Here is a 22,051-nt window from a genome sequence, read left to right on the forward strand (position 1 = left end):
AGATGGCGGTTTCAGCCTAACAGCAGGATTGCCGGCAAAAGCACTCTGCCACCAAACAGGATGACGAGCACGGCCAGAATCACGAATATGATGACCAGCCACTTTGCGATCTCCATGCTGAACCCCGCCACTCCTCGTGCACCGAGGACGTATGCGATCAGCGCCAGTACCAGAAAGACTACCGCTAACCAAATCAGACCATCCATAGTATCACCAACTTTGTTAGTAGGAGTGTCCTATTTTTATAAATATAAACGTTCATTGATTTTTGTGCTTATATCTGTGAAAAAATCCGTATAAATGCTTATATATGTGGTTTCTAGGTAATCCACTGCCAATTTACTGATTACCGCCCTTTTCCTGGCCTTTCCGGCTCATGCAGAAGACTTTAAACCGGCAGCGTAAAAGATTGCCCAAAAACCGGCGATCAGTATGATAATCCAGTATATACGCAGCATGTTAAGCTTCAACCGGAACGTCAAACTGTTCCTGGCCCAGGTGTTCATCATGGGCATCTATACGGGCATCTACGGTATCGTATTCAACCTGCATATCCTGGAGTTGGGCTTCAAGACCGATTTCCTCGGGCTGATGCTCTCCGTATCTCTGCTCGCAGCCTCGATAGCATCGGTGCCGGCCGGCTTCCTGTGCGATCGCTTCGACCACAAAAAAATCCTGGTCGGCTCGACCTTCCTGTCTGCACTGGCAGTGCTGCCTCTCTTCATATCGTCCTCTCCGCCGGTCCTGCTGGTGGCCAGCGCTCTCGGCGGCATGCTGGGATCTATCAGCACCGTCTGCGCTACGCCCTTCCTGACCGAGAACTGCGAGAGAGACGAGGCGGTCCACGTGTTCAGCGCCAGCGCGGCGCTGGGATGGGCTGCCTCGGTGGTCGGCGCCGCCCTCGGCGGCCTGGTACCCATGATCTGGCCTTTGCTGCACCTGCAGGCAAACCGCTACCAGCTCACGCTTATCGCCTCGGTCGTGCTGCTGTTCGCGGGCTGTGCAATGCTGTTGTTCCTCAAGGGCGGCAAATGTACCAGAAGGCACACCACGAAGCCGTTCTCGATAACGAAGGTGCGGCCGTCCCCGGAAACGCTCAAGTTTGCGGCGATCAGCGTCATCATCGGCCTCGGATCCGGCATGGTCGTCCCATACTTCAACGTGTACTTCACTAAGATCATCCGGGCGAGCATCTTCGAGACCGGGGTGATCTTCGCCGTCGCCAACATCTTCATGGTAGCCGGCTTCATCTTCATCCCCTACCTGGCTGAAAAGATCGGCAGAGCCCGCTCGGCGGTCATCACTCAGGCGGCGTCGCTGCCCTTCCTGATCCTGATGGCGATCACGACTAACCTGATGGCTGCTTCGGCCGCGTACATCATGCGTATGATGCTGATGAACATGGCCGGCCCGGCGACGACCAGCCTGCAGATGGAAGTCATTCATCCGGAGGAGCGAGGGTTCGCCGTAGGCCTGATTTCTACGGGGAACAGCCTCGCGGTCGCCGCCAGCACCTACGTCAGCGGCCTGCTCATGGTCGGCGGGAACTACGTGCTGCCGTTCACCATCACCTGCATCGCGTACCTCGCGGCAGCCGGGCTATTATACTACTTCTTCGGCCACCGTGAGCGCCGGCAAAACCCGGGCTCCACGACGGCATGATCCTCTTCATGCTCCGAGTTGAGCCCTCAGGCGCAGGTATCGCCACCTGCTTTTCTTTTCTGACCGCCGGAGGCGCAGGCAGAAGACTATAAACTAGTCCTGCCACACCCCCTATTCCACTAGCAGGAGGGATGAAAACGGAATTTATAAAAAACTACGTGAGTACGGTCGCCAGCTTCAACCGGAACGTCCGGCTATTGCTGCTCCGCACCATCGCTATGGGGCTTTACGCCGGTATTCACGGTCTCATCTTCAACTTCTACATTCTGGAGATGGGCTACAAGACGGACTTTTTAGGGCTGCTGCTCTCCATCTCTCTCATGGCTTCCTCCGCTATGTCCATCCCGGCCGGCGTTTTGTGCGACCGGTTCGATCGCCGGAAGCTGCTGATCATCTCCAGTGTGCTCGCTATGGCGGCTACCCTGCCGGTTTTCCTGTTGAGAGACCCCGCTGTGATGCTTCTGTTCAGCGCCGCAGGGGGAATCTTCGGCTCCGTCAGCGCGGTCTGCCTGACCCCGATCCTGTCTGACAACTGTGATCGTAACGGGACTGTCCATGTCTTCAGCGCCAACGCTTCGCTGGGCTGGATCGCTTCGGTGATAGGGTGCGCCCTCGGCGGAGTCCTGCCGGGCTTAATGATCGCCCACCTCCCCATAGGGCGTAGCGGATACCAGCTCACGCTGCTTGCCTCCATGACGCTGCTGGCCATAAGCTGCATGTTTGCGCTGCTGCTGAAAAAAGGAAGGACTTGTGCTGACCCGTCGCCCATTACTAAGCCGCATAAGCCGAAGTTCAGGTTCTCGCTCAAAGACCTGCGGCCGTCCCCGACGGTGCTGAAGTTCACCCTGACCAGCGTCACCTTCGGCGTCGCCTCGGGCATGATCGTGCCGTACTTCAACGTCTACTTCATGAAAGTGCTCCACATGGACGTGTTCCAGATCGGCGTCATCTCGGCGGCCGCCGGCGCCTTCATGCTGGTGGGCTTCATCATCACCCCGTACCTGACCGCACACATCGGCAAAGTCAGGTCCGCCGTGTTCACCAAGCTGATCTCGGCGCCGTTCGTGGTGCTGATGGCCTTCACCAAGGACTTCGTGATCGCTGCCGGCGCCTACGTTGTCTACATGTTCCTGATCAACATGGCCGGCCCGGCGACGACCAGCTTCCAGATGGAGCAGATCAAGAAGCACGAGCAGGGCTTCGCTGTAGGGCTGATGTCCACCGGCAGCTGCCTCGCCGTATCCGCCAGCTCGTTTATCAGCGGCCTGCTGATCTCCCACGGGAACTATACCGTGCCGTTTATCCTTACCTGCGCCGGCTACATAGCCACCGCGGTGCTGCTCTACCACTATTTCAAGGATGTGGAGGCCGTACCTCTGCTCCGGCCGCTGGCCAAAGCCATTGCAGATTAGAGGGTGCCAGAGTCCTGTAGATCATAGAATATGGCCATGATTCAAACAGCAGCAGCCCTGCATTCACTCTGGTTTCCCTCTGCTCATTGCCACTGATTTTCCAGAGTACCATGCTCTATCAGCAAAAAATGTTAATCAATACTTTTTGTCTAAACTATGTCGGTGGGCAGGTCGCTGATGTTAGACTATATACGCGCGTTGAAAAACTCGACATTTAACGCCAGGGCCTTCGTCATATTCACCTTTTTGATGTCCCTTTATATAGGCATCTACAACGTCATCTTCAACCTGTACGTGATCAAGCTCGGGTACACCGAGCAGTTCCTGGGGCTAATCATCTCCGCCTCTATGATCTCTACCGGCCTGTTCGCCTTTCCAGCAGCCCAGTGCTGCGATCGCATGGGCAGCAAGATGTGCCTGGTCACATCGGGCCTGCTGACCTCAGTCACACTCTATCTGCTGTATACGGTCACGTCCGCTGACCTGTTGCTGGTGCTGAGCATCCTGAACGGCATCCTGGGCGCCATTCCTACGGTTATAGGCCACCCGTTTCTGGTCGAGAACAGCTCCCGGGAAAACCGCCTGCACGTGTTCAGCATCAGCTTCGGCACTATCATGGCGGCCACCATTATTGGCACCTCGGCAGGCGGCTATCTGCCCCAGCTATGCCAGGCCTTTTTCGGGCTGCAGGAGATCGGGGTCGACGCATACAGGTATACCCTGATGATCTCTCTGGCTATAGCTGCGCTGAGCGTCGTGCCGCTGATCTTCATCAAGGACCGCAAGAAGCCCTGTTCTGTGAAGGGTGATATGAAAACCTTTGTCCGCAGGCTTGCCGAGTCCAGAGTAGTCCGGCAACTTGTGCTGATCAGCTGCCTGATCGGCATGGGTGCAGGCCTTATCGTCCCGTTCTTCAACGTCTACTTTAATAAAGTGCTCTATGCGACCACGGGGGAGATCGGCATCATCTTCTCCCTGGCGCAGATCTCAATGGTCGCGAGTGCTGTCATCGTGCCCTATCTGGCCCGCCGCATAGGCAAAGTCAGGATGATCGCGCTCTCCTACCTCTGCTCTATACCCTTTCTCGTAATGCTGGCCCTGACATCTAACCTCTACCTTGCCGGGGCGGCCTACGTGCTGCGTATGCTGTTCATGAACATGTCCTCCCCGATAAGCAACAGCTTTTCCATGGAGATCGTCGACGCTGAGGACATGGCCTCCGTCTCCAGCCTCACTTCTACCGGGAACTACATAGCGATCTCCATTGGCTCGCTGATCGCCGGCGTCCTGATGTCCTGGGGGGCTTACACGATGCCGTACTACAGCGCCTGCATCTTTTACGGCCTTGCCGCCGTCCTCTACTTCAAATTCTTCCGCAGGTATGAGGAGAAGGCCGAGACCCCGCTCCGGGAAGTGGAGGTCAGCATGTAGCTGACGCGGTAAGCCTTGCCCCGCATCGGCAAAATTATGGTCGATTATCTACAGAGTACTGTTTATGAGAACCGTCCGGATCGGGTTTTCCACCCTCTCGCTCTTCTGGAAGACGCCGCCCGAATGGGCTGAGGCGGCCAGGACAGACGGGTTCGGCTCCATCGAGATCCTCTGCGAAGGCCCCCAGTGGCCCAGACAGGCGGATAAAGATACGATCAGGGAAAGTATTGCAGGCTCCGGCATTGACCTCTACCTGCACTCCCCGACGATAGACCTGAACCCGGCCAGCATGAATCCCGGCATACGTGAGGAAACGCTGCGCCAGCTTCGGGAAACGGCTGACCTTGCAGCCGCCATCGGCGCCTCCTGCCTGACGACGCACCCGGGCATCGTTCACAAGGACAAAGTCCGCAATGTCGGTGTGGAGTTCGCAAAACAGGTGCTCGGGGAGGCCGCTGACTACGCGAGGTCTGCCGGGGTGACGCTGTCCATTGAGAACATGCCTGCCTCAAAGCAGTATCTGTGCAATACGCCTGAAGAGCTATCTGATTTCCGGGCTCATTGCGGTTGCGGCGTTACAATCGATGTCGGCCACGCGATCCTGTGCGCAGAGCCACAGGAATTCCTGCGGATGCCTGAAATCTCCTACCTGCATGTCAACGATAACATGGGCGAACGTGATCAGCATCTTTGCCCGGGAGAAGGCATCCTCGACCTGAAAATGTTGCGGGGCCAGGACCGGATGATCATAGAGATCGACGACTACGGCAAGGTACTTAAAGGCCGTGAGGCTATACTGCGCTCAATAATGCCGGCGTAATACGGCGATTTTGCTTGCTTTGCAAGCGATTACGCCATATAAATGCAAATACGAATGTCACAGCTCATTGTATATAAAATAGCAAGCCATTTTTAACAATTATTTCATTTTAACTGAAATAATCAGCCGGTTTTTCAAACCGGGCAAGCAAAAACGACAAAGTTAATAAAAGATATGCATTTATTTAGGTTCTGTGCTGGCAAGATGCCACACGATCAATAGAGCTATCGAACGTCTCGAGCCGGCCAGGCTCGAAGGCCATTACAAGCATAAGACGCTTTACCACAGAAAGGTGAGTGGATGGAATACGATCGGGCTTTGAGAATGGAGATAATGAACGGGTACCTCAGCGATACCCGGGAACGGTTCGAAAACATCAATAAGGTTTACTTTGATAACCGGATTCCGGACATCATGCTCCGGATCAGCGACCGGCTGCTGAGCCGTATCGGCTATGCCCACAGCAACCCGCTTGGCATCGTCCTTTCCTACCGGTACATGGACAAGTACGGGTGGGAAGTGATGGACGAGGTGCTGAAGCACGAGGTCGCTCACATTTACGCATTTCACTTCTATGGCGAGCGGGGTCACCGCGGCCACAATTTCCGCAGCGCCTGCGAGATGATGAACGTCTCCCCTACAGCAAGGACGAATGAGCTGTTCGTAGAACGGGATAAGTGGCACTACCGCTGCCGCGCCTGCGGACAGACCTACTCCACTTACCGGCCTTTCAGCACCGTCCAGTTCTGCGACTGCGGCGAAAAGTCGGACGAGAGAATGTTGATCAAGATCACCAAGGATCAGATGACTATCCCCCTGCAGGAGTTCCGCGCCCACATCCGCCCGAAGATCACCGTTTACAAGTGTACCCAGTGCGGGAGAGAAGTCAGGCGGTACAAACGCTGGTCAGAGAAGCACTCCTGCGCAATCTGCCACCCGGGCGAGTACGACGAGAGCTGCCTGATGCAGCTCGTGAAATAAGCCCGGGGATTCTTTTTTTCTTTTTCCGTAGTGCAGGATGACTGCGGAATAGCTGCCCCGGGGGGCCGATCAAATCGCAGCATGACGTTTTTAACCCGCGATACCCATATATTGTCGGGTCCTGACTCTGTATCATGGACTTCGCTGCCGTAGTACACAGGCACGGGGAAGACACCACTCAGCTGGCGATGTTCAAGCTGGTATCAAGGATACGCGAGATACTGCAGTTCAGGACAGACTCTGCCGTCAATGGTGTGCTCACGATATCGGTGGAAGAACTGCGGGAAGACGCCCTGAAAGTGGCGAGAGAGCTCGACGAGTTCCCCTTCGACGACGTGGAGAAATGTGCCATCATAGAAAAGGCGTGGGAGATCATTGGCCCGTAAGCCCGTTTAGCCGATGATTTTCTGGTAGGCGACCACATCGAGCCGCTGCCCGAACTTCCGGCCGACCTCTCTGTAATGGGCACACTTATCGTAGCCGTTTTTCTCAAACAGCCCGATGCTCCGGGCATTTTCCCCGCAGATCGTGGCGACCAGCACGTGAATCCCGCGCTCTACTGCTACCTGTTCGATGAACTGCAGCGCCCTGCTTCCGAGGCCTTTCCCGACGCTGCCCGGGGCCAGGTATACGGTCACCTCGGCAGTTTCGTCGTACGCTTCCCGCTTCTTGTGCTGCGTCAGCAAAACGTAGCCGCAGATGATGCCAGCTTCCTTTATCACGTAAGTCCGGTACCGCGGGTTGTCGAAGAACACCAGCTCCCTGAACTCGTCTCTTCCGAACGCGTGGGCGTGGAAGGTGGCGGTCGTGTTCAAGACATAGTGGTTGTAGATGCCCAGCACCGCGTCGAGGTGCTCTTCTCCGATTTCCTCAAAGCTGACAGTGTCCGTACGCATACCCTCTCAGGGACAGCTATCTGCGTCATGATTATTAATACCTACTCTTTTCCCCTGCACTCTGGCCACAAAACTATTTTAATACCCTCGCAATATCGATGCTGTGGTAGACCTACATGAGTGGTGACATCAGACCCTTCGAGTGTGCGATGTGCGGCCAGTGCTGCGCTAACCAGGACCTGATCCAGCTGACGTCGTACGAGCTGTTCCGGCTGGCAGAGCGCCTGAATACCCCGCCGGCGGAGCTTTTCAGCCGTTACTGTGAGATCGGAGAGACTTCGCTAAACCCGATGATCCACATGTACATCCGGACGGTAGAGCAGCGGTGCCCGTTTTTAGACGGGAAGCTGTGCAGCGTACACGACGCCCGTCCTTATGCTTGTCGCGCATATCCCAAGCGGCAGCCGTACCTTAAAGCCGGGGAGATGAAGGCGTTTGTCAGGTCGAAATACCCCATGCTCGAGGCGACCTGCGACCTCTTCAAGCTGGACGACACGGTGGAGATGATAGGAGATGCAGACGTGCTGACCGATCAGACGATCGCCTACATGACGGACGAGCTTTACTTTAATACCATCAGGCCCGAACACGTAGATCTCACCGTGCCCTACGACGTCACTGACTCATTCCTGCGCGACGGGGTCATGAGAGAGATCGTGCTCACTCACCTCGCCCGGCCTTATCTCGGATCGCTGGCCGACAGCCCGCTGACGGGCATTATTGCGATGACACTGCAGGCCCGTGTCTGGGGCGCGGGAGTCTCCTTCGTCCGCCAGCCGTCTGACATCTCCGTCCAGGAAGACGCCCGGATCGGCCAGTACCTGCTGGCGAAAACAGATGCGACTTCCGTGGAAGCGCTCCGCGCCCTGGTGGAAAGCGGCCGGATGGACCTCGGAAGGACCTTCTTCGCCGCCGGTACGACAGGCGACAAAGTCCGGATCAGCGCGGTTCACGGGTCTTCCGCAGATAAAGTTGCCATAGGGTTCCAGATAGAAGCCGACGCCGCTGCGGTAGAGCGCCTCTCCGCCGGCGGAGCACGCCCCGTATACGTGTTCTTCCTGCCAGAAGACGGGTCTTCGACCAGAGCGGTCGGGCTCGCTATCGGGGGATGATTTCAGGCCTGAGTAAATTATATATGTGATGTATAATATAATTAGTTGCAGTTCATTGAATGGACTTGCGGAGGCGCCGGAAATACTTAAATAGTATAAAGGTAGATAAGGCCTCTGCACTGATTCAGTGTTCTGTCATATTGTCGCGGTATCCAAGCCTGGTATGGAGCAGGTTTGCTAAACCTGTGCTCGAAAGAGCTCCGGAGTTCAAATCTCCGCCGCGGCGCTTTCCTTATTACTTCTTTCCTTATTACGGTTCTTCTCCCTGTTTGGGATCGGGGTTAGAGGCCGCATATTTTTATTATTTTTAGCATGAAGTATTCGATGTCCCGGAAACCGTATGCTCTACGTTTGATGAGCCCGATCTTATTGTTGAACCCCTCGCTGGCGGCATTCGTCACTCCGTGTTTGAAGTAGTTGTGGATGCCGTACAGGTAATTGTTAATGGTCTTCACCACTTTGTCGTATTCTTGTATGCCGGACTCCTGAACATTGGCCTTCCAGGTTTCCAATCGTCGTATGGCGACATCGTAGCATTTTTCGTCCAGGATGCTGAGGAGTTGCTCTTTTAGCACATATGCACTGTACAGGGTCTGATTCTTCTCCAGGAGACTGTTGAGGGTTTCTCGTCGGTCAGGTGGCACATTCTCGTTTCTCAGGAGGATCAGGAAACGTTTTTTCTTGAACTCCTTCTGCTCATCCTTACCAGCATTCCTGAACTCGTGTCGGCGTATCGAATCCAACGCTTCGTTCACCTTTTTAGCGACATGGAACTTGTCGAAGACGATGTCCGCCCTCGTGTACTCTTTCACACTAGCGATAAAGGGATCCCACATATCCATAACTGCCACCTTGATCAACTGACATTTCTCAGGTCCAAGCTCCTGGAAGAAGGCGTTCAGAGTCTCCTTCTTACGGTCCAGGCCAACCCAGAGGACATAACCATGGTCCACGTCACGGACGACCGTGAGATATTTATGCCCTTTCTGATAAGCGATCTCATCAACACCAATCCTGACAGGATGCACCTCGGACAAACCCTTCAGGGCTGACCGAATAGATTCTTTATCGATGTTCTTAACCGTCTTCCAGTCCAACCCTACAAAGCTCGCCGCTTCTTTCACACTCATATGATCACAGAGACGGCCCACATACGCTTCATACGCCCTTGTACAATTACTGTAATCCCTTACGAAACCCACATCCTCATACCCACGGTACCCACATTTACAATGCAATTTGTACTCCTCAAAGTACAGGTAGCATTCGAACCCCGAGAAGTCCAGGTGACGGACAAGCCGGCCATACGAGCCTTCAAAACGTTTCACCACACGGTTACAGCAAGGACACCGGACCTTATGCTTCGATCGTCCGAGCTGGATGACCACCATGCCAACCAGCATGGTCATCACGCTCAGACCAACAATCTTAAAGCCTGGAAAATTATACACGGTACTGAATACCATCGAGTATTTGCATCGTTTACTCATGATTGTTTGCCAAAACTAAAAGAGCAAACGATGCCTTACTACTTACCGATCAGCCAACAGGACTCAATCCCAACCTTGGAGAAGAGCCCTTATTACTTATATTACAATATTAAGTAATAACTCGCAACTCCGAAGGAGTTGCATTAGTAAAAAGTTTTGGAAAGGCTCACGGAAAACCTTTCTCAAAAGGTTTTCCTGTGATAGTAATTCCTGTGATCGTATTCGTTTTCCTGTAATTCAATGTCCATACTCTTGCTAGTTCGCGGCCGGCAACATGATCACGAACTTAGTGCCCTTCGTGTGGTCGCCGGGCACCCGATCTTCTACCCTGATTTGCCCCCGGGCGGACTCGATCAGCCTTCCGACAAGGTATAATCCCAGCCCTCCCCGGACCTGATGTTCGCCCCTGCTTAAAGGGACGCGGAACAGCCGGGCTTTAAGCTCGTCGGGAATGCCCGGGCCATTGTCCTCTATGATGGCCATTGAGTAGGCCTGATCCTTTACCTTTGTGTGCTCTACCCTGATGTCGATGGTCAGATCCCTGTCTGGCGGTGAGTGCTTAACGGCATTGTCCAGGATATTGGAGAATACCTGGCTAATAAGCTCGTTCGCCAGGACCATACAATCATGCCCTGGCACAAAGTTGATGGCGATGTTTCTGCCCGGGATATGGGAGTATATGGGCAATACCTCTGAGATCATCCTGCACAGATCCAGAGGAACCAGTTTCAGGCTGGTGACCTCTATTTTCTGTAATGTCCTCATCGTCTGTATCAACTTCGAACTTCTCCGTATTGCATCCAGTGGCGCCGATATCCATTTCTTCTCTTCCTCTTTAAGCGCCAGCGCTGATAAAGCATATTCGAGGTGCGACAGGGCTATCTGGTTGAGGTTGCTCATGTCGTGTGTTATCAGGCTGAGATACAGGTTAATCCGCTCGTTAGCCTTTCTGAGCCTGTCCTCAGTTTCCATCAGGCGTCTCACGTCGGCGGCAGACCAGAGCAGGCCGATTAAGTGCCCATCGTCGGAGCGGATCCCGGATTGAGCCACTACGACCCATATTGTTTCCCCGTCTTTCTTGCGGATCAGTATCGGCGGGCTTTCGGGCTGTTCATCGAGTCGATGGAACAATTCTTCGATTGCGCCGGGCCGGGCGTCGACTAAGAAGTCGGTAATATTCTTGCCTACGGTTTCTTCAATGGCAAATCCTGTTATCCTGAAGAAACCCTTGTTTACGAAAGTGATCCGGTGGCTCGTATCCATCACGATCATGATTTCCAGAATGTGGTCTACGACGAACTTAAAGGTCTCCTCGTTTCCGTACAATATCTCTTTGCCCGCCAACTTCGATACCTGATCATATAAACACTAAAAATGATTAAATATATTTTTGATATTATGTACCTGCTATACGATGCGGCGGACTACCATTAACGCCTGTATCGGATAAACCACTTCCTTTCCAGCCGCAATAGGGGCAAATCTTAATCCGTGGCGAGCAACAACTTTTACCTATGAAGATCGGTATCATCGTTTACTCCCAGACCGGCCACACCCTGCTCGTAGCCGAAAACCTCAAAAACAAGCTCACTGCTGCAGGACACTCAGCTGCTGTCGAGAGGCTCGTGCCCCTCAGCGGCGAGAAAGACGGGAAGAACATCCAGTTCGGCAATCTGCCTGACTTAAATCAGTACGAAGGGCTGGTCTTCGGCTCTCCGGTGCAGGCATTTTCCCTTGCACCAGTCATGGCTGCCTACATGAAGCAGCTACCTCCTCTTAATGGTAAAAAGGTCGCATGCTTCGTCACCAAAGGCTTGCCCTTTAGATGGACCGGCGGCAGCGGGGCCGTCAACAGGCTTAAGAAGGAAGCCGAAGTCAGGGGCGGGAAAGTGGGCGCTGCCGGAGTCATCGTATGGAGAGGCACCAGCCTGGATAGCAACATTGCTGAAGTAGTGGACGTAATCAGCAAGTCGTTTTGATGCTCAGAACTGTTATGGATGCGGATACCATGACTCTCTCCCCAAAAGAAATCGGTGAAAAGCTGGCGGTAGCCGGCAGGCTCAAGTTTCGGCCGCTCTGCATCTACGGCTCGGAGACCGTTCCGGCCGGCGGGAGGCCGATGACCTCCGTAGACCGCTGTATCGCAAAGGCAATGTTCGCTGCCTCGGCATGCGCTGACATGCCTCCTCTGTACTTCGGCAAGGGTGCCATGGCCGGGTGCTGTCCGGGCGGAATCGGATGGACTGGCTACGGCAGACTGGCCCCGGCGCTGGAGTACTTCGTGTCGTACGGGACCAGAGAGTTCAGGGATGGCGCAGCCGAGTACCTGAAAGCCAGCCCGGAGCTGGTCAGGGCCTCCAAAGACGCGGTCGGCATCATCACCCCGCCCGGCACCTACACGGTAGTGCGGGCTTGCGAAGACCTGGATCAGGATCCGGGTGTCAGGGCAGTCATCTGTTTCGGCAACAGCGAGCAGATCAGAAACCTGTCAGCCCTCATCCATTTCCGCAGCGCGGACCCCTTCAACCCGGTAAGGGCCGCCTGGGGCCCGACCTGCGCATCGTGGATCACTTATCCGGCCGGCATGGCAGAAAAGGCGCCGGCAGACTCGGCCTACCTGGGGCCCATGGACCCGACAGGCAATTGCTGGTTCCCGGAAAACTGCCTCGGGATCGGCATCCCTGTAAAGCTGGCGATCGCCATGTGCGAGGACCTCGACAGCTCGTTCATTGTCAGGAGGCCGGAGGTAGCTTACCCTGTGGTAAGAGATGATGTTTGTTCGAGAAAATAGGTGCATGGCGCAGCGTTCGTTTTCTTCCGCTGGCCTACTAACAACCTTTTATCGATGCCGGCGGAATCTTTCGTTGATTTTTTCATTCCGCCCGCCAAGATTCTAATTATGTCCGTAGAGCAGCCAGCATACGAAACGCTGAAGCAGGACGGTAGTTTTGAGGTACGACGGTACAACGGCTACGTTCTCGCCCATGTGGACGTGGAGGCTGACTTCGACACCGCGCTGAATGAGGGTTTCCGGGCGCTGTTCGGCTACATTACTGGCCATAACCGGGTGCGGACAAAAGTCCCTCTGACCATGCCCGCCACTGGAGAGGTCGGGGAGCGCACAGAGACCATTCCCATGACTGTGCCGGTGATCATGGAGCCCAGGCGAGAAGGCGTTTACCGCGTCGGCTTTATCATGCCCGGGAGGTACACCCTCGAGACCCTGCCGAGGCCTGACAACGAGTCCATAGGCTTCACTGAGATACCTGACCATAAAGTGGCGGTCATACGGTTTTCCGGCCACTCGCACGAGCCGAAGGTGAGGGAGAAAATAGGCGAGCTGAAGGATTGGCTTAGAGGGAATGATCTGGAGCCGAAGTCCAGTTTCCGGTTGGCCCGGTATGACCCGCCCTGGATACCGGGGTTCCTGAGGCATAACGAGATCATGGTCGACGTCTGACTTTCAGCCGTGGCTCTTCCGGTACTCCGTCAGCCACTTCGTGGCGAAGTCGACTGCCTCCCGCTGCCGGAACAGCCTGGACCCGGCGGAGCCGACGTAGCCTCTGGATATCTGTACGCTCTCTTCGAAGTCCGCTCCGATGTGGGGGAAAATATCGGAGTCCAGCACGATGTCTTCGCTTTCTACCCATGTCCGCCTGCCATCTTTCATGATCGGGAAGCCGTCTCTGCAGGGCTTCGCACCGGGAGCCCTGTACTCGGCGAGGTGAAGCGAGGTACAGGTATCGTATCCTGTGCCCAGCATTAGCACGTACCCATCGAGATCATAGATGCGGGCGAGGGGAGAATTTTCCCCGAGGGCATAGTCGATAGTCTGGCCTTCTGTTATCCGTCTGGCATTTTTCCCCAGGGCGGACAGCGAAAGGTTAGGATGGGAACTTCTGACTGCCCCTGGCCATTTTCTAAAAGTTTCAGCGATGATGCCAATCCCTCTCGTAGGGGTGACGGCGGCGTCGTATGCAGGCATCGTCTCCCGGATGATCGCTACCCACGGGGCAGGCACAGGCGGGTTTTTCCAGCCGGCAGGGTCTGAGAGCCCGGTTTGTGCAGGCATGACGAGGGTGCCCTCTTCTGTGACCACGTTGAGGAGCGCCTGTATCACGGCTACCGCTTCGCCGCACACCCAGCCTATCGAGCTGAGGGAAGCGTGCACAATGACTGTCATGCCTTCTCGCAATCCCAGCGCCCGCAGGTCTCTCGATATGCTCTCGACTGTGCGGGGCTCCGGGGTTTTCTGAATAATCTCAGACTCTCTCATAATATAGTCCTGCCTGCTATAACTACTTATGAACCTGTACGTATACTCTCTTGTGAGGTCACGACACGCTGTTACTTTCAGGTAGCTCTTACGTTAATATTTTCATATAAGAGAGCAAAAGTTAGCTGAAAGCTACAATCTTATCATGCTTCTCTGGAGTAAATGATTCTATGCCTTTTACCTGCGAGATCAAAGAATTGCCTGTACAGCAGGCTTTATCTGTACGCACCCGGTCGCCTGTGGAGAACCTGCCCAATGTGATCGGCCAGACCTATGGGACCATCATCCAGTACATGTCCGAGCTTGGCGAGCAGCCTGCGGGAGCGCCCTTCGTGGCCTACTACAATATGGACATGACTGACCTGGACCTCGAAATCGGTTTCCCGGTGAACCGGGAGCTGCCGGGCAAAGGCGTCGTGCAGCCTTCCCGGATCCCTGGTGGCAGGACAGGAACCTGCATGTACACTGGCCCATACCAGGAAATAGCCCCGGCATACGATGCGCTGGCAAAGCTGATCGCCGAGAAAGGGCTGGAGCCGACCGGAGTTGCCTACGAGATTTACTATAACAGCCCGATGGATACCGAGCCGTCGAAGCTGCAGACACTGATCCTCTTCCCGATTAAGAGCTAAACTACTATCTGCCAAAACCTCTGAACACGGTCCTCAACAGCAGTATGACCGGGACGATCTCCAGCCTCCCCATCCACATGTCGGCTATGAAGATCAGCTTTGCCAGAGGGCTGATAGCCGGGTTGATAATACCGGTGGTCAGGCCACAGTTGCCCTGAGCTGAGCACACTTCGAAGATGAGGTTGGAGAGGCTGACTTCCGGTCCCAGGATGTTGGCCAGCAGCATGATGCTGACGAGGATGTTCAGGATCCAGAGGAACGAGATAAGGGTGGCTTCGTTCAGCTCTTCCGTTATCGTTTTTTCGACTACCTTGTGCTGTCCCAGCCTGATCACGATGACCGCTTTTTTTGACAGCAGGGTCTTTTTCAGCCAGAGCTTGATCTGGTTGACCAGAAAAATCTCTCTGGCGACCTTGATGCCGCCGCTGGTCGACCCGGCGCATCCGCCTATGATCATGGCGATGGACATGATCAGGAGCGCGGTGGGGGACCAGCCGGAAATGTCCGTGGTCTGCAAACCCGTGCTTGTAATGGCCGATACGAGCTGGAAAACCGAATACCTGGTGGCGCTGAACAGGTCGTTGTAAAAGTAAAAGTAGTTCTGGGCCACCAGCAGCAGACAACCAGTGGCAATCAAGCCTGCAAAAGTCCTCACCTGGATATCGTAGATCATCGTATGCAGCTTCAGCTTGAACATCATGAAGAGGACAGCGAAAGGTATCGCCCCGGCGATCATGACTGGCAGCAGCACGATCTCGATCGGGAGGCTGTCGTAATGGCCTATGCTGTCTGAGTAGAGCGTGAAGCCTCCCCCTATGGCGGTCATGGAAACGTTCAGGGCATCCCACGCGGGCATCCCCGCCAGTAGCAGGATAAAAAAAGAGATGATCGTCAGCGCTAAGTAAACCTTCCAGATTGTCCGTACAGTCGACCTTATGCTTGGCCTTATCCTCTCTTTTCTGGCTTCAGACTGATAAAGGATGTAAGCGCTGGTGCCCGGCCGGATCAGGACAGTCACCATCAGCAGAATGACGCCCACCGCGCCGATCCACTGGGTCACGCTGCGCCATAGCTGCATTGAGTGGCCGATGCTGTCCGGCGCTGGTAGCATCGTAAAGCCGCTGCTCGTCCAGCCCGAGATCGACTCGAAATAGGCATCTACAGGCGACATCCCTGTGCTGATCATATAGGGGATAGCGCTCACTGCCGGGATTAAGAGGTAAGCGAGGGCTGCGATGATAATCGCGTGCTTAAGCTCGAGCGCTTCCGACCTCGGCGTGATCGAGTGGATCGCCGCCGCTATGATCAGGCTGACGAGCATCCCTGCGATAAAGCCGGCAGCGCTCCTCAGTTCCCAGAAGAGCAGGCTGGAGACAACCATTGCGGACATCAGCACGGCTGCAATTGAAAACAGGCTCTTCAGATCCCCGAGGATGATGTTTAAATCATTGTTCCGCGGCAATTTCCCTCACCGGGCCGTTTCTTATATGCCTGAACTTACTGGAATATGCTCGAAACCTTATCCACGACATCGCTTCTGGCAAACACGTACAGCGAATCGTTGGGCAGGATCAGGGTGCTGCCTTCCGGAATGATCACTTCGTCGCCGCGCTCGATGGCTATGATCAGGGTGTTTGATGGCAGGCCAAGCTCCCGGATGGCCTTCCCTGCGGCATGAGACCCTTCGTGTATGATCACCTCTATGATCTCGGCTTTTCCCCCGGCCATCGAAGTGAAGGCGTTGATGCCCGGCCTCCAGATCGAGTTAAAGATGTTTTCAGCCACGATTGCATCCGGGTCTTTGTGGATGATAGCGCCTGTTTTTTTAAAAATCTCGATGTTTTCCTGCTCGTTAACTACTGTCGTGACAGTCTTGATTCCAAGCTCCAGGGCCTTGAGCACGACCATCAGGTTTACGTTGTCGTCTCCCGTTGTGCAGATGACCGCGTCGGCCTCTGATATGTTCGCCTCTTCCAGCGTCGACAGCATCGAGGCATCGCCAGTGATGCCTACGAGATCGTACTTTAAGGCCATGTTCTCGGTCCTCTCAGCGTTCCGATCGATGACCATCACGTTATGCTTCTCAGCCACCGCTATCTTCGCCAGGCTTCTGCCTATCCCTCCCAGCCCGATGATGATGATGTACAAAAAGGTAGCTCCTGAGGCTTTTATAAATTATCTTACATAATTATATTAATAATTTATATATAAAACTGCTTTAAACTATCAACAGGGCCACCGTGATTTTATACTGTGCCCTCGTCTTCGTCATTACTCCGTCTGCTACATGTCACCTTCACTTTTGCATCCGGGGTAGTCGGCTGAAGGAATTCATGTCCAAAGTAATCACCGATATGTTGAATATAAACGAATAAATAAATATTATTGCACCTGGTACTAGAAAGATTATTATGTCCGCCATCATTACTGTAGTAATCTCCACAGGCTATAGTAGTATCATCCCTGACTATCTCGCCTGTTGATGATTCTGGATTTCCGCACGGGGCTTGATATTCTGGTACTCTGTCTGTCCACGAGTCAGATCGGCTACGCTACTATTGTGATAGTGGCCATCATACTGGTAATGCACATATGGCAGCGGCGTAGCATGCCCGGCGGCAGGTATTTTTCCCTGTTACTGACCGCCTTATCTTTTTGGGCCCTCATGTGCCTGATAGAGCTGTCTGCCACAGACCAATTCCTTTTGAACACGGTAATCCGGCTGCAATATGTGGCCGTCACCTGTGCAGGCCCGCTGTGGCTGCTGTTCGTCCTCGATTACGGCTATCGCAGCCACTGGATCTTAAAAAGTAAAATTCACTGGATATGGGTAATCCCCGTGATCGCCAGCATTCTCGCCTTGACGAATGAATGGCACGGGCTGATCTGGCCCCGGGCCGCAGGTGACCTGTCTATACTCGGACATGGCCTGTTCCTCTCGATCAACCTCGCATACACTTACCTGTTGCTGCTGGCCGGCTTTTGCCTCATGCTATTGACTACCATGAGTTCCTATAAGAGCGACCTTCGCAAAGCCCTTACCCTTATGGCTGCGACGATGATCCCTATAGCCAGCAGCCTTATCATTTTTTTAGGCCTGGAACCGGCCGGCATCGACATCACGCCTCCGGCGCTCACTGCTACTATCATGATCTTCGCATGGAGCATCTACCATCAGCAACTGTTCCCGCTGGTCCCGGTGGCAAAAGAGCTGCTGGTCAGGAGCATGCCAGACGGGATGCTGGTGCTGGATAAGGACGGCAGGCTTGTCGATCAGAATCCGGCAGCTGAGAGTCTGCTGGGCATTACCGGTGATTCGCTCGGACAGTCTGCAGAAAAAGTCCTGTCCAGATGGCCCGGACTGATCGATTGTATCAACCTCGGCACGACGACCGAGATCGTGGTCAGTGAGGCGGACGCCCAAACGTGGCTTGACGTCCGTGTATCTACCATCGACGACGGCCCCGGCAAGTTTTATGGCAGGCTCGTTGCACTGCGGGATATCACTCAGCATAAGCTCTCAGAAGAAGCGATCACCCGGTCTAACGAGTCTCTCCGGGTCGAGATTGCCGAGCGAAAGCAGGTGGAAAAGGCACTGCAGGCTGAGATCGAAGTCCGCCGGCAGGCAGAAGAAAAGCTGGAAATCTCGCTGAAAGAGAAAGAGCTGCTGCTGAAAGAGATACACCACCGGGTGAAGAACAACCTCCAGATTATCTCCAGCCTCATGAACCTGCAGATCTCCACAATGACGAACGAGGCTGCTCGCGCCAGCCTGAAGGAGAGCCAGAACCGGATAAAGTCCATGGCCCTGATCCACGAGCAGCTATACCTGTCCAGAGACCTGGCGAGCATCGATTTCAAGGGCTACGTCGCGAACCTTATCTCTTTCTGGGCCCGGTCATACGTGATCCGCCCCGAAGTTACCTTCGTTGCCCGGATCGACGACATCTCTCTGGATATCGACACGGCGATCCCCTGCGGCCTGATCATCAACGAGCTGATCTCGAACAGCCTGAAGTACGCGTTTGTGGGAGGGCAGCCCGGAACCATTGAGGTAGCTATGACCTGGGCGGGCGGAGGGTATCGCCTCTCCGTGAGCGATGACGGCATCGGGCTGCCCTCCGGCCTCGATTTCCGGAATACCACTACCCTCGGCATGCAGCTGGTCGTGACCCTGACCGAACAGCTGGGCGGGCTTATCGAGCATCCCGACGGTCCCGGGACGACGTTTATCATCACCTTCAGTAAGGGCCTCGACAAAGCCGCCCACGGGTAGGCTACTGTCAGACTTTCAGCTCTTGCGCCTGAAGAATACCAGGTATCCGGTGACGATTATTGCCAGCCCTCCGAAAACCGCCAACATCAGCCACACTATTGTGGACGTGACCGATCCGTCAGTCCCCGGAGATGGGGATGGCGTGCCTGTCGGAGCCTGCGACGGCTGGATTGTCGGCTCCGGTGTCGGTGTTGCCTCGCCCGAATTGTCTCCATTGCTGCCTTCGCTTGAGCCGGTATCGCTATCACTTACAGTGGTGACGTTGATTTCGTCGGTCTGATACGAAACCGACTCCCCGTCCACCTCTATCAGGAACGTGGTGATCCGGTATTTGCCGGGTACGGTGTAGGTATGCTCTCCCGTGATCGTGCCCGATCCTGAGCTTTCGCTGACCGATGCATACGATTTTGCGCCGTCACCCCAGTAGATTGTGGCAATGTGGGTATTTTCTGGATCCGGATCGGTAAACGACAGGCTGAAGCTGATAGGCTTGCCTGGTTCCGTCCTGGACGGGTACGATGGATTCTTAAAAGAGGGGAGATCGTTCACCGGGTTGACCTTGATTCTCACCGTCGCAGCGCTTGAATTCGAGCTTCCGTCCCCGGCGGTGTACTTGAACGAGTCCTCGCCATAGTAATTAGAGGCCGGGACATACCGGAAGGATCCATTGTTATAAAGCGTCAGTGAACCGTGGCTGGGGCCTGAGACTAAATATGCGCCCATCTGGGTGCCGTCAGCGTCCCAGTCGTTCCCGAGCACGCCCGGGACCTGCGGGGATAGCGTAGAATCCTCGCTGACCTCATAGCTGTCATCGCTGGCTACCGGCACGTCGTTGATGCTGTTTACGGTGATTGTGACGGTCCGTGGCTCCGAGTATTCGATTCCGTCGTACGCCTTGTATGTGAACCAGTCCAGGCCATGATAGTTAGCCCATGGGGTATATACAAAGCTGCCGTCGGCATTAAGCGTCAGAGTGCCGTGATCCGGCCCCGACATAAGTACTGCCGTCAAGGTGCCCCCATCCGGGTCTGCATCATCATTGAGCACTCCCGGGGCTGCTATGGCCAGAGTGGTATCCTCGTTCAGGCTATATGCATTATCACCTGCTACGGGGGCCTTGTTTACAATCAGGCTTACTGTGGCTGTCACTGAGTCCTCAGTGCCGTCATTCACCTTGTAGGTAAACGTGTCAATCCCCAGGTACCCATCTTCAGGTGTGTATGCAAATGTCCCATTCGAGTATAAGGCAAGCGTGCCGTGGGTAACGCCTGTCACGAGCATCACGATCATATTGTCTCCCTCGACGTCAACATCGTTGTGGAGCACGCCCTGGGCTGCCCATAGTGACGTATTCCTGTCGATCCTGTAAGAATCATCTACGGCTGTGGGCGCATCGTTGACCGGTGTGATAGTGATGGTGGCTGTCGCTGTGTTGGAGTCTGCGGTGCCGTCATTGGCTTTATAGGTGAAGGAGTCGGTGCCGTAGAAGTTGGCGTTCGGGATGTAGGTGAAGGTTCCGTCGGGGTTGAGGGAGAGAGCACCGTGCGCAGGACTCGTGACGATGATGGCGGTCAGGCTGTCTGCGTCGATATCTGCGTCGTTCCCCAGTACGCCCTCGCTGACAGTACTCTTGATCAGCGGGGCATCCTCAGAAGTAGTGTATGTGTCATTACCGGCAACCGGGAGATCATTGATCGGATTTACTGTGATAGTAACAGTCGCTATGTCGGATTCTGCGGTGCCGTCGAGGCCCCTGTAGGTGAGGGCCTTGTAGGTGAAGGAGTCGGTGCCATGGTAGTTAGTCGAGGGGGTATATACAAAGCTGCCGTCGGCGTTGAGCGTCAGAGTGCCGTGATTCGGCAGTGAATTATATACTGCCGTTAAGGTGCCCCCCTCCGGGTCCACATCATTACTAAGGACTCCTGGGGCTGCTATGGTCAGCGTGTTATCCTCTGCCACCTGGTAATCGTCATTAAGAGCTATCGGCATGTCGTCGACCGGGTTGACCGTCAGCGTAACTGTGGCCGCACTGGAGTTTGCGGTACCATCGTTTGCTACGTACGTGAACGAATCGGTGCCATGCCAGTCTGGCTTTGGAGTGTAGGCGAACGATCCGTTCAGGTTGAGTGTGAGTGCTCCGTTCACGGGCCCGGCGATCAAGATCGCAGTGATGGTATCACCATCACTATCTGCGTCGTTGCTCAGTACGCCGGGGGCTGGCACGTTCAGGGGTGTATCTTCGTCCGTGGTGTATGCGTCGTCTTCAGCCAGCGGTGACGCGGCTAACGATACTCCTATGGGACCGGATGCGCTGCTTATGAGCAATCCCAGGAGAACTATGCTGACTGTGACTATATTCAGGATTTTATAACAGACGCCCGGCCATTGGAAAAGCCGATCATTGTATAGCCGATATTTGTCCTTCATAGTGACCCCACAACATATTGTATACTACTCGCTTGTTATGTCTGCTAAGTATTCTCAGTATATAATATTACTCTCATAATCTGTTAATTGAAAGTATTCCGGGCGGCTGCGTTTGTGATCAATGGTTATATGTAACCGAAGCCATTAATCAGAAGAGATAACCTGGTGATACTGCTATGAGCTCAATTGTACGGAACGTGCAGGCTTTCCTGACGCCATTCCTCTTCATCGTGTGGGTGGTCTGCGGGGTAGTCCTGATATGCCAGTATAAAGGAATGCTGCCCTGGCTGGAGGGGTGGTCCCAGACACTGATAGTACTGATCGTGATCGTACCGCCGGTGCTGCTGATCATCTATGCCGTCATCGAAGTGCTGAAGAAGTACGTGCTTCAGACATAGCAGGCTGTCACATAATTCATTTTCATTATACAATAAGGAACTAATTATCCTTATTAGAGAAACCGTACGATCTTATACTGTAATTTCGCCCGCCAGAACGCCTGCAATTGCAGGCGTCCGATGCGGGCGATGTGATGACGATCGCTGCGCTGTGCCTGGACACAGATTGCACAGATGATACAGATTGCACAGATGATCGTCGAATCAGATGGTAAAGGCGTTCATTACCTGTATTATC

Annotated in this window: 21 protein-coding genes and 1 tRNA gene; 14 read left to right on the forward strand and 8 right to left on the reverse strand. The window is 54.4% G+C overall.

Annotation, left to right across the window (positions count from 1 at the left end):
* Positions 1 to 11: 11 nt before the first annotated feature.
* Entirely contained in the window at positions 12 to 206 is a 195-nt protein-coding gene (locus RCI_RS12575) for a DUF1328 domain-containing protein (protein ID WP_048198582.1), read from the reverse strand.
* Between the two features lie 250 nt (positions 207 to 456).
* Between RCI_RS12575 and RCI_RS12580 the strand changes: the two genes are divergently transcribed.
* From RCI_RS12580 to RCI_RS12605, 6 genes are all read left to right on the forward strand, one after another.
* Entirely contained in the window at positions 457 to 1,662 is a 1,206-nt protein-coding gene (locus RCI_RS12580) for an MFS transporter (protein WP_012036831.1), read from the forward strand.
* A 131-nt stretch (positions 1,663 to 1,793) separates the two neighbouring features.
* Positions 1,794 to 3,074, forward strand: coding sequence for an MFS transporter (locus RCI_RS12585; protein WP_012036832.1), 1,281 nt, complete (start codon positions 1,794 to 1,796; stop codon positions 3,072 to 3,074).
* A gap of 177 nt (positions 3,075 to 3,251) precedes the next feature.
* Complete coding sequence (locus tag RCI_RS12590) at positions 3,252 to 4,505, forward strand: MFS transporter (RefSeq protein WP_231844844.1); 1,254 nt, start codon at positions 3,252 to 3,254, stop codon at positions 4,503 to 4,505.
* 64 nt (positions 4,506 to 4,569) lie between these two features.
* Complete coding sequence (locus RCI_RS12595) at positions 4,570 to 5,325, forward strand: sugar phosphate isomerase/epimerase family protein (protein ID WP_012036834.1); 756 nt, start codon at positions 4,570 to 4,572, stop codon at positions 5,323 to 5,325.
* 300 nt (positions 5,326 to 5,625) lie between these two features.
* Positions 5,626 to 6,306 carry a SprT family zinc-dependent metalloprotease gene (locus RCI_RS12600; RefSeq protein ID WP_012036835.1) on the forward strand — a complete coding sequence of 227 codons (681 nt, stop codon included), beginning with the start codon at positions 5,626 to 5,628 and terminating at the stop codon, positions 6,304 to 6,306.
* Between the two features lie 134 nt (positions 6,307 to 6,440).
* Positions 6,441 to 6,692 (forward strand): hypothetical protein, encoded by a 252-nt coding sequence (locus tag RCI_RS12605; protein ID WP_012036836.1) that lies wholly within the window; start codon positions 6,441 to 6,443, stop codon positions 6,690 to 6,692.
* 6 nt (positions 6,693 to 6,698) lie between these two features.
* Here the strand turns inward: RCI_RS12605 and RCI_RS12610 are convergent, their stop codons facing one another.
* Entirely contained in the window at positions 6,699 to 7,202 is a 504-nt protein-coding gene (locus RCI_RS12610) for a GNAT family N-acetyltransferase (RefSeq protein WP_012036837.1), read from the reverse strand.
* Between the two features lie 116 nt (positions 7,203 to 7,318).
* On the opposite strand from RCI_RS12610, the gene RCI_RS12615 reads away from it, so the two are divergent.
* Together RCI_RS12615 and RCI_RS12620 are read left to right on the forward strand one after the other, a co-directional pair.
* The gene (locus RCI_RS12615; RefSeq protein ID WP_012036838.1) at positions 7,319 to 8,314 is read left to right on the forward strand and encodes a YkgJ family cysteine cluster protein; all 996 of its coding nucleotides are present in this window, start codon (positions 7,319 to 7,321) and stop codon (positions 8,312 to 8,314) included.
* A 142-nt stretch (positions 8,315 to 8,456) separates the two neighbouring features.
* Positions 8,457 to 8,540, forward strand: a tRNA-Ser gene (locus RCI_RS12620).
* Positions 8,541 to 8,595: 55 nt separating this feature from the next.
* Here RCI_RS12620 and RCI_RS12625 read toward each other — a convergent pair.
* Positions 8,596 to 9,804: an ISL3-like element ISArch12 family transposase gene (locus RCI_RS12625; protein WP_012036672.1), complete on the reverse strand. Its 1,209-nt coding sequence runs from the start codon at positions 9,802 to 9,804 to the stop codon at positions 8,596 to 8,598.
* A gap of 255 nt (positions 9,805 to 10,059) precedes the next feature.
* Positions 10,060 to 11,148, reverse strand: coding sequence for a PAS domain-containing sensor histidine kinase (locus RCI_RS12630; protein ID WP_012036839.1), 1,089 nt, complete (start codon positions 11,146 to 11,148; stop codon positions 10,060 to 10,062).
* Positions 11,149 to 11,318: 170 nt separating this feature from the next.
* Between RCI_RS12630 and RCI_RS12635 the strand changes: the two genes are divergently transcribed.
* From RCI_RS12635 to RCI_RS12645, 3 genes are read left to right on the forward strand one after another with little or no spacing between them, the layout of a single operon-like run.
* Positions 11,319 to 11,783, forward strand: coding sequence for a flavodoxin family protein (locus tag RCI_RS12635; protein WP_012036840.1), 465 nt, complete (start codon positions 11,319 to 11,321; stop codon positions 11,781 to 11,783).
* Positions 11,784 to 11,797: 14 nt separating this feature from the next.
* Entirely contained in the window at positions 11,798 to 12,595 is a 798-nt protein-coding gene (locus tag RCI_RS12640; protein ID WP_012036841.1) for a DUF169 domain-containing protein, read from the forward strand.
* Positions 12,596 to 12,649: 54 nt separating this feature from the next.
* Positions 12,650 to 13,264, forward strand: coding sequence for an SOUL family heme-binding protein (locus tag RCI_RS12645; RefSeq protein ID WP_148266625.1), 615 nt, complete (start codon positions 12,650 to 12,652; stop codon positions 13,262 to 13,264).
* Positions 13,265 to 13,267: 3 nt separating this feature from the next.
* On the opposite strand, the gene RCI_RS12650 is transcribed toward RCI_RS12645, so the two are convergent.
* Positions 13,268 to 14,080, reverse strand: a complete 813-nt coding sequence (locus tag RCI_RS12650; protein ID WP_012036843.1) for an aminoglycoside N(3)-acetyltransferase — start codon at positions 14,078 to 14,080, stop codon at positions 13,268 to 13,270.
* Between the two features lie 170 nt (positions 14,081 to 14,250).
* Here RCI_RS12650 and RCI_RS12655 point away from each other — a divergent pair, with 170 nt between their 5' ends.
* On the forward strand, positions 14,251 to 14,712 hold the full coding sequence (locus RCI_RS12655; protein ID WP_012036844.1) for a GyrI-like domain-containing protein: 462 nt from the start codon (positions 14,251 to 14,253) through the stop codon (positions 14,710 to 14,712).
* 4 nt (positions 14,713 to 14,716) lie between these two features.
* Here RCI_RS12655 and RCI_RS12660 read toward each other — a convergent pair whose 3' ends face one another.
* Entirely contained in the window at positions 14,717 to 16,174 is a 1,458-nt protein-coding gene (locus tag RCI_RS12660; protein ID WP_012036845.1) for a TrkH family potassium uptake protein, read from the reverse strand.
* A gap of 35 nt (positions 16,175 to 16,209) precedes the next feature.
* Positions 16,210 to 16,860: a potassium channel family protein gene (locus RCI_RS12665; protein ID WP_012036846.1), complete on the reverse strand. Its 651-nt coding sequence runs from the start codon at positions 16,858 to 16,860 to the stop codon at positions 16,210 to 16,212.
* 334 nt (positions 16,861 to 17,194) lie between these two features.
* Between RCI_RS12665 and RCI_RS15960 the strand changes: the two genes are divergently transcribed.
* Positions 17,195 to 18,988 (forward strand): histidine kinase N-terminal 7TM domain-containing protein, encoded by a 1,794-nt coding sequence (locus tag RCI_RS15960; RefSeq protein ID WP_052309984.1) that lies wholly within the window; start codon positions 17,195 to 17,197, stop codon positions 18,986 to 18,988.
* Positions 18,989 to 19,003: 15 nt separating this feature from the next.
* Here the strand turns inward: RCI_RS15960 and RCI_RS12675 are convergent, their stop codons facing one another.
* Complete coding sequence (locus RCI_RS12675) at positions 19,004 to 21,415, reverse strand: Ig-like domain-containing protein (protein WP_012036848.1); 2,412 nt, start codon at positions 21,413 to 21,415, stop codon at positions 19,004 to 19,006.
* A 176-nt stretch (positions 21,416 to 21,591) separates the two neighbouring features.
* Here RCI_RS12675 and RCI_RS12680 point away from each other — a divergent pair, with 176 nt between their 5' ends.
* A complete protein-coding gene (locus RCI_RS12680) occupies positions 21,592 to 21,813 on the forward strand; it encodes a hypothetical protein (RefSeq protein WP_048198585.1) in 222 nt (73 codons plus the stop codon).
* Positions 21,814 to 22,051: the final 238 nt, after the last annotated feature.

It is taken from the genome of Methanocella arvoryzae MRE50 (genome assembly GCF_000063445.1).
In the GTDB taxonomy this organism is placed as follows: domain Archaea; phylum Halobacteriota; class Methanocellia; order Methanocellales; family Methanocellaceae; genus Methanocella_A; species Methanocella_A arvoryzae.